Annotated in this window: 6 protein-coding genes and 1 other RNA gene; 4 read left to right on the top strand and 3 right to left on the bottom strand. The window is 63.0% G+C overall.

The features are described from left to right. The 3 genes from A7D16_RS18430 to A7D16_RS18420 form a co-directional block, all read left to right on the top strand. Window positions 1-493 (top strand): integrase core domain-containing protein (locus A7D16_RS18430; RefSeq protein ID WP_239687045.1); only part of this gene is annotated, 493 nt, incomplete at its 5' end. Window positions 494-520: 27 nt separating this feature from the next. After that, window positions 521-1,942, top strand: a complete 1,422-nt coding sequence (gene mdtD / locus A7D16_RS18425; protein ID WP_064634705.1) for a multidrug transporter subunit MdtD — start codon at window positions 521-523, stop codon at window positions 1,940-1,942. A gap of 101 nt (window positions 1,943-2,043) precedes the next feature. After that, a non-coding RNA gene (locus tag A7D16_RS18420) (sX9 sRNA) lies at window positions 2,044-2,117 on the top strand. Window positions 2,118-2,120: 3 nt separating this feature from the next. Here the strand turns inward: A7D16_RS18420 and A7D16_RS18415 are convergent. The 3 genes from A7D16_RS18415 to A7D16_RS18405 form a co-directional block, all read right to left on the bottom strand. Continuing rightward, complete coding sequence (locus tag A7D16_RS18415; protein ID WP_064634704.1) at window positions 2,121-5,666, bottom strand: hybrid sensor histidine kinase/response regulator; 3,546 nt, start codon at window positions 5,664-5,666, stop codon at window positions 2,121-2,123. A 135-nt stretch (window positions 5,667-5,801) separates the two neighbouring features. Then, complete coding sequence (locus tag A7D16_RS18410) at window positions 5,802-9,305, bottom strand: hybrid sensor histidine kinase/response regulator (RefSeq protein ID WP_064634703.1); 3,504 nt, start codon at window positions 9,303-9,305, stop codon at window positions 5,802-5,804. Between the two features lie 568 nt (window positions 9,306-9,873). After that, window positions 9,874-13,449 (bottom strand): hybrid sensor histidine kinase/response regulator, encoded by a 3,576-nt coding sequence (locus A7D16_RS18405; protein WP_064634702.1) that lies wholly within the window; start codon window positions 13,447-13,449, stop codon window positions 9,874-9,876. Between the two features lie 96 nt (window positions 13,450-13,545). Here A7D16_RS18405 and A7D16_RS18400 point away from each other — a divergent pair. Further along, on the top strand, window positions 13,546-14,188 hold a 643-nt coding region (locus A7D16_RS18400; protein ID WP_064634701.1), incomplete at its 3' end, for a YceI family protein.

The raw sequence follows: 14,188 nt of genomic DNA, 5'->3' as shown, positions 1-14,188 counted from the left end.
GGTTGCAGCGCAATTGCTGCGCAATGTGATCCAGGCGGTGCCCTACACCCTGCACACGGTTCTGACGGATAACGGCATCCAGTTCACCAACCGCAGTTCCGACCGCCATGCCTGCCCCCACATTTTCAGTCGAGTCTGCGAGGAACACGGCATCGAACACCGCTTGACCAAGGTCAAGCACCCCTGGACCAACGGGCAGGTCGAGCGGATGAATCGGACCATCAAGGAGGCCACTGTCAAACGCGTCCATTACGACGATCACGCACAACTGCAACAGCATTTGGCCGACGTCATCGACGCCTATAACTACGGTCGCAGGCTCAAAGCCCTGAAGGGTCTGACACCGTATGAATTCATCTGCAAACAGTGGACATCCGAACCCGAACTGCACAACATCGCGGTCCCATCCGATGCCGGCACGCTTGCAGGCGCGCTCAGTCAACGAAGCAAACGCGCACGTTTTTTGAGTGCCTGCACATCGGCGCGGGGATAATGCGCTGTCTTTCTTACGGCGATGCCCATGTCTCAGCCCGTCCCCAGCTTGCGCGCCTACGACACCATCAAGCCGTTGCTGTGGCTGGTGTCGCTGGCGATCTTCATGCAGATGCTGGATGCAACCATCGTCAACACGGCGCTGCCGTCGATGGCGCGCAGCCTGCATGAAAGCCCGCTGCAGATGCAGTCGGTGGTGTTCAGCTACGCGTTGGCGGTGGCGATGTTCATCCCGGCCTCGGGCTGGATTGCGGACCGCTTCGGCACGCGGCGTACCTTCCTGGCGGCGATCATCGTGTTTACGCTGGGTTCGTTGCTATGCGCCGCTGCGCAACAGCTGCCGCAGTTGGTGGCCGCGCGCGTGGTGCAAGGCATCGGCGGGGCGATGTTGCTGCCGGTCGGGCGGCTGGCGGTGCTCAAGACGGTGGCGCGCGAAGACTTCCTGCGCGCGATGAGTTTCATCGCCATTCCTGCCCTGATCGGGCCGCTGATCGGCCCGACCCTGGGCGGATATCTGGTCGAAGTGGCGTCGTGGCATTGGGTGTTCTTGATCAACCTGCCGATCGGGGTGATCGGGTTTGTTGCCGCACTCAAGATCATGCCCGACCACTATGGCGATGCACGCAGGCGCTTCGATCTTGTCGGCTACCTGATGCTGGCGTTCGGGATGGTGGCGCTGTCGCTGGCCCTGGATGGCATTTCCGAACTCGGCATGCGCCACGCATTTGTGATGCTGCTGGCGATCGGCGGACTGGCCGCATTGGCCGGCTACTGGCTGCATGCGGGCAACACCCCCAATGCGCTGTTTCCGCTGGCCCTGTTCAAGGTGGCCAGCTACCGCATCGGCATTCTGGGCAACCTGTTCGCACGCGTGGGCAGCGGCTCTATGCCGTTCCTGATCCCGTTGTTGTTGCAGGTGGGCATGGGCATGAGCCCGATGAATGCCGGGCTGATGATGGTGCCGGTGGCACTGGCCGGCATGGCCGCCAAGCGTGCCGCCGTGAAGTTGGTCGGTCGCTATGGCTATCGGCGCGTCTTGATGCTCAACACCGTGTTGGTGGGCGCGGCGATGGCCAGCTTTGCGTTGATCGCTATCGGTCAACCGCTGTGGCTGCGGCTGGTGCAACTGGCCTGCTTCGGCGCGGTGAATTCATTGCAATTTACCGTCATGAACACAGTGACCCTGCGCGACCTGGACCGCGAGCAGGCCAGCCCTGGCAACAGCCTGCTGTCGATGGTGATGATGCTGGCGACCGGCTTCGGCGCGGCGGCAGCGGGCAGTCTGCTGGCTGCGTTCAACACGCATCTGGGCGACACGCATGGCGCCACCGCGGCGTTGCATGCCACCTTCCTGTGCGTGGGCGGTATCACCTTGTCGTCGACGTTGATCTTCTGGCAGCTGGCCGAAACGCGGCCGCATCCGAAGGAAGTCGAAGCGGTTGCCGAGTAGTTGCTGTGACAGCACTGCACGACGCACCTCGCGCGGTGAAGAGCAGCTGGCAGCACGATGACCAAGCCGCCAGGGGAACGCAGCCGCTGCCCGGCATCGACACGTACCGCGCGTAAGCGCTGGTTCCTGCACGCCGTCCGCTCACCTGAACACCGCTCGCTACGCCTGACCAGCCGCTCTAAACCCCATCATGCGGGCGCTTGTGTCCTAGCGCCTCGGCAATGGTGTCGGCCAGCAGCTCACCTGTCAGCGGCTTGCGCAGGAAACAGTCGAACCCGGCTTCCTGCGCATTTGGTTCGACTGCTCCATCAGAGCGCGCCGTCACCGCAATCAGCGGCATCTCGTAGCCGAATACGCGCAGTTGCCGCGCCAGTGCGAAGCCATCCAGGCCGGGCAGATCCAGATCCAGCAACGCCAGATCGAAGGTGTTGTCGGCAGCCTCGGTCAGCGCAGCCAGGCCGTGCGGGGCATGGACCACCGAATGGCCCTGCGCGCGCAGCAGCCCGATGATGACCTCGGCGATGGTCGGGTCGTCTTCCACCAGCAGGATGCGCTGCGGCGCGACCGCGCTACCGGCAGGTGTCACGTCGCCGCCCAACGTTGCATTGGAAGCGACCCAGCGCAGCGGCAGATCCACCACGAACCGCGTCCCGGCACCGAGCCGGCTGATCACTTCGATATGCCCGCCCATCGCCATCGCCAGCTCCTGGCAGATCGCCAGGCCAAGACCACTGCCGCCGTAGCGCGAGGTGGTCTTGGCACCATCGCCCTGCTCGAAGCGCTGGAACAGGCGCGCCTTCTGCTCGGCATTGATGCCGGGCCCTGTATCGGCGACTTCAAAACGCAAGCCCTGATAGGAACCGAGCGTGGTCAATTTCAAACCGATCACGCCGCGCTCGGTGAACTTGATCGCGTTGCTGAGCAGATTGAGCAGGATCTGCCGGATACGGGTGCAATCGCCGTTGGCGGTGATGTCGCCAAGCAAGCCGATTTCCAGACTGAAACGCAGGCCGCGGTCTTGTGCCAATGGCGCCATCAGCGCCTCCACCTCGGCCACGAGCTGGCGCACCGAAAATGGCTCCAGATCCAGTTCCAGCCGCCCGGATTCGATCCGCGCCAGATCCAGCGCATCGTTGACCAGCCGCAGCAGATGCGCGCCCGCACGACGGATCGACTCGGTGTAGCTGCGCTGCTTGGCATCCTGCGAGGTCTTGAGCAACAACTCGCTCATGCCGAGTACGCCTGTCATCGGCGTGCGGACTTCGTGGCCGAGCGTTGCCAGGAAACGGGTCTTGGCCAAAGAGGCCTGCTCAGCCAATTCCTGCTTGTGCACCGCCAGCTGCCAGGCAGTGAGGCGACGCAGACGACGGCGGTACAACAAGATCGCCGCAGCGATCACGCACATGGTCAGCAGGGCCAGCCCGCTTATGCCCCACGGCGACAACCACCACGGCGGCAGCACCCGAAAGCGCAATGTCTGGCTCGCCGACCAGATGCCATCGGCAGTGCGTCCCTGCACGTCCAGCGTGTAATGCCCCGCTGGCAGGCGCGAGAACAAGCGCTCGCCCGTGGTGCCCACCTCGATCCAGTCCGGATCGTAACCACTGAGGCGGAAGCGGTAACTGGTGGACTCGGGGTTGGTAAACGTGGGCATCCGCGCAACGATCTGCAGATCGCGATCGCCGTCCTGCACCTGCAGCGGCGTTTTGCCGGTGACATCCAGTTCGCGTTCGCCGCGTCGCAGGCTGACACGTTCGATCAACAACTGCGGGCGGCGCAAATTCGGCCGCACCATGGCCGGATCGAACACGACGATGCCATCGGATGTGCCGCCCAGGATTTGCCCCGTGGTTGCCTGCACCAGCGTGGCCACCTGCATCGGCGAGCTGGGAAGCCCGTCGTGCACGTTGTACACGCGGACTAGCTTGCTGCCGGGATCGACCCGGATCAGCCCGCGATGACTGGAGACCCAGGCCACGCCGCCGGCATCGACCACCAGGCCGGTCGGCGCCACCTTCGGAAACTCCTGATCCTTCCCTACCGTGTCCAGATGCGTGAGCTGCGTGCCGTCCCACAGATAGCGCCGCAGCTCTCCCGCCAATCCGATCCAGACGATGCCGCCCTCTCCCTGGCGAAACACATAGGTGGGCACAGCCGGCGCACCGCGTACCGGAACGAACCGGTCGGCACGCGGGTCCCATCGCCACAGACCGGCGTTGTTGCTCAGCCAGATCTGCCCGTCCGGCCCGATCCGCATGTCCAGCACGGTCAGCGCTTTCAGGCCGTGGCTTCCGTAATCGATCGTCCTGAGCAGTTGTCCCTCGCCGTTCCACAGCTGTATTCCCTGGGTCATCAGCGCCACCCAGATGCGCCCTTGCGCATCATCGGCCATCCGGCCCGGCCTGCCCGCGTTATCGGGGCCTGCCGCAGGATCGACATGCTGCAACAACGGCAAGCGCTTGACCTGACGTGTACGCGGGTCGTACCGCACCAGCGTTCCCTGTACGCCGATCCAGACCACCCCCTGCCTGCTTTCGAACACGCTGTCGGGGACGCGAATCGGATCGATATTGGGCAGATGCAGCTTGACGCGGCCGGTCGCCGGATCGAAGTACTCCAGCGCGCTATGCGAGCCTGTCACCCAGACACCACCGGCGGCCGATGGCGCTGTGGCGGTAATCGACGGGTTGGCCAGCGACTGCGCGTCATCCTTGTGATGCGAGAACACCGCAAAGGTGTCCCAACGCGGCGGCAGATGCCACAGACCGCCCTCGAGGCTGGCAAACCACAGCCCTCCTTCGCGATCTTGGTAGGACTCGATCCAGTTCCGGTTGACCAGGCCGTGCGCAGACGCACTGTAGGTGGGCACCTTATCGACGGACGAACCGTCGGTGCTGATGCCCAGACCAGCGTCGATATCCAGCCAGTAGCGCCCGCGTCGATCACGCAACAGCACGCTCCTGACCTGCGGCTTGGCCGCAGCGCTCTGCCATGGGCGCGTGATGGACCGCCCCACGGTATCGAGCCGAAATGCGTTGCCCGCAAAGTCGGACACCCACAGCACCTTGCCGCCCGGCTCCTTGGAGAGCCTGTTGACGGTCTGTTCTGCAACCGGAAGCGGCACGCGCTGCATGCGTTGACCGTCCCAGTGCACGAGCCCGCTCCAGGTACCGATCCACATCGAGCCGTCAGCGGCGGCTTCCAAACCTACGACGCTATCGGACGGCAGCTGGTGCAGCCCACCGGCGGTCGCGGAAAAGTGCTGGATGCGTCCGTCCGGCCGGTACCGGTACACGCCCTGCTTGGCTGTTCCGATCCACAGAGCGCCATCCGGTGTCGTTGCCAAAGTCCACACCATGGCATCGCGCAGTTCCGGAAAATGCGGATCTTCCAGCCGCTTGAATGTGCGCGTATTCGCTTCCAGATAGCCAACGCCGCCATCCTCGAAGCCCATCCACACGCGGTCCTTGGTATCGACACAGACGGTCCAGACCACGTTGCTGGTCAGGCCATCTTCCATCCGCCAGATGCGGTAGTTGCGGCCATCGAACCTGGCCAAGCCGTCATCGCTGGCAAGCCACAGATACCCCTGTCTGTCCTCGGCCAATTCATTGATCGTGTCGGACGGCAGTCCGTCTGCGATCGTCAACTGGCTGGGCACCGGTGTCGCAGGCGTACGCGCCTGCACGGGAAGTGCCGCCAGACACAGGAATACCCAGAGCACAGCGAGCAGCCAATGGGGCAAGCGGGATAGAAAGCGCACCGGATCAGTTTCACGACAAGTCGGCGCATAGTGCGGGCCAGGCGCGGTGCGGGCAAGCACGGGTCTGTGCATACGGCTGCGCATGCGCTTACCCTGTCAGCGCGTGCTGCGTAACGCCTCGGCAATGGTATCGGCCAGCATGTCACCGGTGAGCGGCTTGCGCAGGAAACAAGCGAAGCCTGCTGCCTGCGCGTTCGGCTCGGCTGCTTCGTCGGAGCGTGCCGTCACTGCGATCAGCGGCATCTCGTAACCGAACACGTGCAATTGCCGCGCCAACGCGAAGCCATCCAGGCCGGGCAGGTCCAGATCCAGCAACGCCAGGTCGAAGGTGTTGTCGGCCGCCTCGGTCAACGCAGCCAGGCCGTGCGGTGCATGCACTACGGAGTGGCCTTGCGAACGCAGCAAGCCGACGATGACCTCGGCGATGGTCGGGTCGTCTTCCACCAGCAGGATGCGCTGCGGCGCGATCGCAGCGCCGGCATGCTCCGCATCGCCGCCGAGCGTTGCATTGGCGGCCACCCAACGCAGCGGCAGATCCACCACGAACCGCGTCCCGGCACCGAGCCGGCTGATCACTTCGATATGCCCGCCCATCGCCATGGCCAGCTCCTGGCAGATCGCCAGACCTAAGCCGCTGCCGCCATAGCGCGAGCTGGTCTTGGCACCATCGCCCTGCTCGAAGCGCTGGAACAGGCGCGCCTTCTGCTCGGCATTGATGCCCGGCCCTGTATCGGCGACCTCGAAGCGCAGACCTTGATAAGAACCGAGCGTGGTCAATTTCAAACCGACCACGCCGCGCTCGGTGAACTTGATCGCGTTGCTCAGCAGATTGAGCAGGATCTGCCGGATGCGGGTGGAATCGCCGCTGGCAGTGATGTCGCCAAGCAAGCCGATTTCCAGGCTGAACCGCAGGCCCCGCTGCTGCGCCAACGGCGCCATCAGTGCCTCGACCTCGGCCACGAGCTGGCGTACCGAAAATGGCTCCAGATCCAGTTCCAGCCGCCCGGACTCGATCCGCGCCAGATCCAGCGCATCGTTGACCAGCCGCAGCAGGTGCGCACCTGCACGGCGAATGGATTCGGTATAGCTGCGCTGCTTGGTATCCAGCGGCGTCTTGAGCAGTAATTCACTCATACCCAGCACGCCGGTCATCGGCGTGCGCACTTCGTGGCCGAGTGTTGCGAGAAAACGGGTCTTGGCCAACGAAGCCTGCTCTGCGAGTTCCTGTTTATGGACTGCCAATTGCCACGCGGTCAAACGGCGCAGGCGACTGCGATACAACAAGATGGCCGCAGCGATTACGCACAAGGTCAGCAAGGCCAGCACGCTCACGCCCCATGGCGACAGCCACCACGGCGGCAATACCTGAAAACGTAATGTCTGGCTGGCCGACCAGATGCCATCGGCAGTGCGCCCCTGCACTTCCAGCGTGTAATGCCCCGAGGGCAAGCGCGAAAACAAACGCTCGCCACTGGGCCCGACGTCGATCCAGTCCGGGTCGTAGCCGCTGAGGCGGAAGCGATAGCTGGTTGACTCCGAATGCGTGAAGGTCGGCATGCGCGCGACGATGTGCAGGTCGCGATCGCCGTCCTGCAGTTGTAGCGGCTCCACGCCGGTGACATCCAGTCCGCGCTCGCCACGACGCACACCTACGCGCTCGATCAGCAACGGAGGCCGGCGCGTATTCGGACGCATCTTGGCCGGATCAAACAGCACAACCCCATCAGGCGTTCCGCCTAGAATCTGCCCGCCCGTTGCTTGCACAAGGGTGTTTTCCTGGAATTGCTGATTGGGAAGCCCGTCATGAACACCATAGACCCGCACCATCTTGCTGGCAGGATCCACCCTGATCAGACCGCGCGCACTCGATACCCAAGCCACGCCTGCTCCGTCCACCACAAGTCCGTTAGGCGCCACCATGGGGAACTCTTGTGTACCGTCAATGGTGTCTAGATGTTTGAGCTGCGTGCCATCCCAGAGGTAGCGGCGCAGCTCTCCCATCAACCCGATCCATACAACGCCTGTGTCGGTGAAACGGAATACATAGTTCGTTGAGGCCGGCGCACCTCGAACCATGACGAAAGCATCCGCTTTCGGATCCCAGCGCCGTAGGCCCGTCGTACTGGCGAGCCACATCTGTCCATCGGGACCAAGCCTTAGATCGTAGGCGCTGGAGTCATCTAGCCCGTGGTCACCCTGTTCGATTTCACGGATAAGCTGACCCTCTTCATCACGAATCTGCAAGCCCGTCTTGGTCAGTGAAATCCAAAGCTGATTGCGTGCATCCATCGCCATGAGATCAGGCGTCACCATGTCAGCCACAACATTGGGAGCTGTGGATAGTGGCCAATTTTTTCTTTGTCGGGTACGTGGGTCATAACGAACCAGAGATTCTGGCAACCCAATCCAGACGTAGCCCCTTTTACTTTCAAGGATGCATATTGGCCAACGCACACCTGAGATAGGACGAAGGTGGCGTTCCAACTTGCCGCTAACAGGATCCAAGTGTTCTAACACGCCACGCGTGCCTGCAACCCACAACCCACCGGATGCCGACATTGCTGTGGCCTTTACAAAAGGATTGGCCATCGATTGCGGGTCGTCAGCGTGGTACGACAACACTGAAAAAGTGCTCCAGTTGGGCGGCAGATGCCAAAGACCGCCATTGAGGCTGGCGAACCAAAGACCACCTTCGCGATCCTCGTAGGCACTTGACCAACTCGGCTTGACCAATCCGTGTGCCGACAAGCTGTAGACAGGCACATTTTGGACATGCGCACTGTCGGAAATACCCAAACCGGACATCGTGTCTAACCAATAATGCCCACTTCGATCCTGCAACAACATGCCTATAACGTGTTCGCCGTCGCTTGTAGTCTGCCAAGGCTGCGGAATAAAATTTCCGCTAGAGTTAAGTCGATATAGCACGTTATTACTATCGGTAACCCATAGGTCACCGTTGATACTAAGGCGTAGCCCATTGGAAACCTGGCTATTTCCCGGCAATGCCTTACGATCGAAATACACCCCATTCCATCGCGCGAGGCCTCCGTTGCCTCCAATCCAAAGCGCCCCGTCAGACGTAACCCGTATTGCAGTCACTCGGTTAGAAGGCAGACTGTGCACGTCGTTTGCCGAGAACGTAAAGCGCTGCACACTACCGTCCGGCCGCCGCCGATACAGACCATTTCTTGATGTTCCAAACCATAGATCCCCATCCGGGGTCTGCGCGATTGCCCACACGATACTACGCTCGAGTTCAGGAAACTGCGGGGTCTCCAATCGTTTGAAGGCCCGCTGTTTAGCGTCCAGGACACCGACGCCACCATTGTCAAAACCAACCCACACCGCATCGTCGGTATCGACCGCTAAAGCCCATACAAAGTTGTTTGTCAGCCCGTCTTCCATCCGCCAAATGCGGTAACTCCGCCCATCGAACCTGGCCAAACCATCGCTGCTTGCCAGCCACAGGTAGCCGCTTCTGTCCTCGGCGAAGTCGTTCACCGTGTTGGAAGGAAGTCCGTCGGCCACAGTGAGCTGGATCGGCACAGGAGTGGCTGGCACTGCCGCAGAGGCAAGCAAGGGCGCCGCCGTGATCATTAGGACCAACCACAGTGCAGCAAGGGTGTGACCGAAATCGGAACAAGGGCGTAGGCGTGACATAAAAATTTCACTGCAGATAGCCGCATAGTGCGGGCCACATCGTGCATGAGCAAGCATGCATTCCCTCATTTGGATATCTCCGATGCAGCGCCCTCGGATCGTGCCGCGCACGATCTTGCCGCGTCGCGTGCAGCCGCGATCGCTTCCAGCAGAAAATCGGCGGTGACCGCCCTTGCGCGGGAATCCATGGAAGGCTGCGGCCTGCGCCTGGGTTTCAGCGGCGCTGTCTGCGCGTGCAGTGAATGCGAGCGAGGTAAAGCGATGGCCGTGCTGGCGCAGTGGCAATGCCGGTGCAAGCCATCCAGCCCGGGGAAATCCAGATCTAGATCCAGCGCCGCCACTCTTCCGGGCAACCATTGTCTTGCCTGGAAGATGCCGCATGTGCTTGACGTGCCCGACACTGCCTGCAGTGGCCGCTGCGTCGATTTTAAGAGCTGCCCAGCTGAGCAGAAAAAGCGTCAGCGACTCGATCCTGGCGAGCCTTCGTGCCACCAACCGCATCGACCTACGCGTCAACGCCATCACTTTCGCCTTTTCCATCATCAACATCGGCAAGCACCCGCGCCAAGGCTTGCGCGAGCAAGTCGCCAGTGACCGGCTTGCGCAGAAATCCATTGCAACCCGCAGCCATCGCCTGCGGTTCGGCATCGGCATCGGCACGTGCGGTCACTGCCACAATCGGGAAGCGCACGCCGCGCGCGCGTAACTGCGCCACCAGTGCCACGCCATCCAGACCGGGCAGATCCAGATCGCACAGACCTGCATCGAAACGGCGCGTACTCACCTCGGCCAGCGCTGCAAGACCATGCAATACATGGGTGACGTGATGCCCACGCGTCTGCAGCAAGCCAACGATCACCTGCGCCACGGTCGGGTCGTCTTCGACCAGGAGCAGCTGCAGCGGCGCCTGCTGGTGCTGCGCGTCTGGGCGCACTGGCAGCTGCGTCGCTGCGGGTAACTTGGCTACCCAGCGCAGCGGCAGCTCGACCACGAAACAGGCGCCCTGCCCCAACTCGCTGCTGACCGTCACTGCCCCGCCCATCGCCGCCGCAAGCTCCCGGCAGATCGCCAACCCCAGGCCACTGCCGCCGTGGCGCGCCAAGGTCAGTGCGCCTTCGGCCTGCTCGAAGCGCTGAAACAGGCGTCCATGCTGCTCCGGGCTCATGCCGGGCCCGGTGTCGCGCACTTCCACACGGACGCCCTGCTGCGTGTGCTGCGGCAGCGCCGCAACGCGCAGGGACACGCCACCGCGCTCGGTGAACTTGACCGCATTGAACAGCAGATTGAGCAAAATCTGTTGCACGCGCCCCGCATCGCCATGCAATGCCGGCGGCAAGGCATCGTCCAATTGGCACTCGAACGCCAGCTGCTTCTGCGCGGCGCTCGGGCGCACCAGTTCGGCCACGTGCCCGATCAGCTGGCGCAGATCGAAATCGCGATAGTCCAACGGCAGTTTACCGGCTTCTATCCGGGCCAGATCCAGCGCGTCGTTGACCAGACGCAGCAAGTGCTTCCCCGCCAGCTGGATCGCACTCGCATACTCTTGCTGCCGGCCATCCAGCGGGGTCTGCAGCAGCAACTCGCTCATGCCGAGCACGCCTGTCATCGGCGTGCGCACCTCATGGCCCAACGTCGCCAGGAAGCGCGTCTTGGCCAGCGATGCCTGTTCGGCCAACTCGCGCTTGTGCTGCGCCAGTTGCCATTGCGCACGCATGCGGAGACGGCGGCGATAGGCGGCGGCCAGCAAGGCACTCAACAGCAAGCCCGAGAGACAGATCAACGCAATACCGATGTCGCTGCGCCACCAGGGCGGTCTGACCGAAAACTGTAGCGAGCGGACCTGCGAGCGATTGCCCAGCGGATCGATGCCCTGCAGCGAGAGCTCATAATTGCCCGCAGGCAGAATGGCGAATTCGCGGACACCCGTACTGCCTGCGGTCTGCCAGTCCGTGTCGAAGCCTTTCAGGAAGCTGCGATAGCGATTGGAGAGAGGGTCGCTGTAAGACAACAAGCGGCTGACGACCTGCAGCTGACGGTCCTCCGGGCCCAACTCAAACGGGCGATCCATTGGCAGAGCGATGCGTGCGCCATTGCGCAGCACGCTGACATGTTCCAACTGCAGTGCCGGGACGAATGGTGCGACGTCCGGCATTGCAGTATCCAGCAGCACGGTAGAGCCATCGCTGGTCGCGCCAATCAAGATATCGCCCGACATCAACAGGCAGTGCTGGATGAACTCCTGACTGGTCAGGCCATCGCGCGTGCCGATGTTGCGTACGCGTGCCGGATGCACCGAAGGGTCGATCCGCCACAGCCCGCGCAGACTGGAAATCCAAACCCTGCCACGCGGGTCGATCTGCATGGCAGAGGCGTCGAAGCCGGCCAGCCCGTCGGCCTCCCCCACCTGACGAACCCGCTTCCAGCGGGCTGCGACCTTCTGCCACTGTTCTGCGCCAGAGGCCCGGTACACCCAGACCGTCTCTGCCGACTGGCTGGCAAATGCCTGGATCGGCGTTCCTTCGAGCCCTGCCACCGGCACGAAGCGGCGCGACGCGTCGTCCCACGCAAACATGCCGCCTTCGCCCGCGACCCACACGCGTCCGTCGGGGCCCTGTTCCAGCTGTTGGACGCCGATCGCACGCAAGCCATGCAGGTCTTGTTGAGTAATGCGCTGCAGGACCTTGCCAGTACGCAAATCGCGCTGCTGCACCATGTCGAGGAAGGTCATCCACACAGTGTCGCCATGCTCGGTGATCCAGTCCGCCGGCGACAACCCCGATGCGGGGTCGGGCCCATCGAAGGGCCAATGAATGAACTCACCGGTGCGCAGATCCATCCGCGAAAGGCCAAAACTCAAATTCCCCAGCCACACGCGTTGCAGGCGATCTTCCAGCGCCGACACCAACTCCATCCCCTTGAGATGCCGCGACTGCAGACCTGTCTGAAACGAATCGCCGGTGCTCGGATCCACGCGTAGCAGACGTCCCTGCGCATCCACCTGCCACAAGCCACCGGAGCGCGCGGCGGCCGCCAGGTTGCAATAAATCGCATCGCCCATTGGCACGGGGGGCTTGAGCACGGCACTGCGTTTCCAGTCTGCCGGCAAATACCCCAGGCCGGTGCCATGCATGGGCACCCACAGCCCCCCATCGGCCGCCGCCATCAAGCCGACCACGTTGCGACGCGACAGCGGTTCCTGGCCACTAAGGACGGGCACCGGCGGACGCTCGCCACGCGTGCGCCACAGACCACGCCCGCTAGCCAGCCAGAATTCGCCATCCGGCGCAGCGACTGCACTCCAAAGCTCATTACCGGGACCAAACATCGTTGACCACGCAAGCGGCTGCCAGTGACCGTCGGCCCGCAGCACATGCAGCCCGGAGTCGCTCCCCAGCCACAAACGGTCGCCGGTCCACTGCAAACCGAAGATGGCCGACTGCCGGCTCGGTTCGTCGGGTATGTATTTGCGACGCAGGTGCTTGCCGTCGTAATAGGCCAGGCCGCTGCTGGTACCGATCCACAAGCGGTGCTGGTTGTCCGCCGCCAGATTCATGACCATGGCCTGATCCAGCGCGCCTTCGAGCTCGCCCAGATTCACGGCCGACATCTTTCCGCCTGCATTGATGCGCACGAGGGCACCGGTCGTCGTGCCGGCCCAGATATCGCCGTCGAATGCGGCGATGCTGTAGATCTCACCGTCCTTCATCAACGGGTAGTCGGCAGCGCGATAATGACGAAAGCCGCTGCGGCCGGCATCCAGGACACTCAGCGTCTTGCCGCATCCCACCCAGACCCGGTCCAACGCATCGATATGCAGCGCCTGCACGGCGTTGCAAGATAAGGAGGCAGGGTCGGCCGGATCGTGACGCCAGGTCCTGAATCCTGCACCGTCGTAACGCACCAGACCGTCGAGTGTTGCAAGCCACAGGTAACCGGCCCGGTCCTGGCTGATGGCAACCACCATTGTCGATGGCAATCCTTCGCTGGGGCCCACGATCCGAAAACGCGGCACTTCCGGAATCTTTGCCGCACACGGGCAAATCGCCAACAACAAGACCAGCACCACGATGAGTCCACGCATGTGGGAATCCCTTCCACGTCCAGCCGGCATGCTCGCAACGGATCGTTGCGAGCGCAAGCCAAGCGCGCGTTGCCGGGATGTGTCTAGAATCCGCCCATGACAATCCTCGCCCGCCTGCTGGTGTCCCCCGCGCTTGTCCTGGCCAGCCTCGCTGCCACCGCTGCGCCGGTGCGTTACGCGCTGGATCCGGTGCACACGCGCGTGCTGTTTGCGGTGGAACATGCCGGCTTTTCCAAGGCATTGGGCACCGTTTCCGGCAGTAGCGGCACGCTGGTGTTCGACCCCGACGACTGGGCCGCCGCCCGGCTGGATGTCACCGTGCCGCTGCACCGCGCCGACCTGGGCGATGCCAAGTGGAACGAGGCCACCCTGGCACGCAACCTACTGGATGCCGAGCGCTTTCCTGACGCGCATTTCGTCTCCACGCGCGTGGAACCCAGCGGCAAGAACCAGGCAAAGGTCACCGGCAATCTGACCCTGCATGGCGTCACCCGCCCGGTCACCCTGGAGGTCACCCTCAACGCGCTCAAACGCCATCCGCTGCCACCGTTTCGCCGCACCGCCGGGTTTTCGGCCACGGCCACGCTGAGCCGTGCGGAATTCGGGATCGATGCCTGGAAATCGATGATCGGCGACAGCGTGGAACTGCGCATCGAAGCCGAAGCCGTGCGCGAAGGCCGCGCCGATGACCAGACGCCCGATACGCCAGCCGCTCCAGCCTGGCTCTTATACCCATCTG

It is taken from the genome of Xanthomonas nasturtii (assembly GCF_001660815.1).
In the GTDB taxonomy this organism is placed as follows: domain Bacteria; phylum Pseudomonadota; class Gammaproteobacteria; order Xanthomonadales; family Xanthomonadaceae; genus Xanthomonas; species Xanthomonas nasturtii.
The sequence above is the reverse complement of the archived record's forward strand: the minus strand, read 5'-3'. Positions and strand labels throughout refer to the sequence as shown.

Coding starts and splice junctions, on each gene's coding strand:
- mdtD (WP_064634705.1), top strand. CDS start 521: ATGTCTCAGCCCGTCCCCAGCTTGCGCGCCTACGACACCATCAAGCCG.
- A7D16_RS18410 (WP_064634703.1), bottom strand. CDS start 9,305: ATGATCACGGCGGCGCCCTTGCTTGCCTCTGCGGCAGTGCCAGCCACT.
- A7D16_RS18405 (WP_064634702.1), bottom strand. CDS start 13,449: ATGCGTGGACTCATCGTGGTGCTGGTCTTGTTGTTGGCGATTTGCCCG.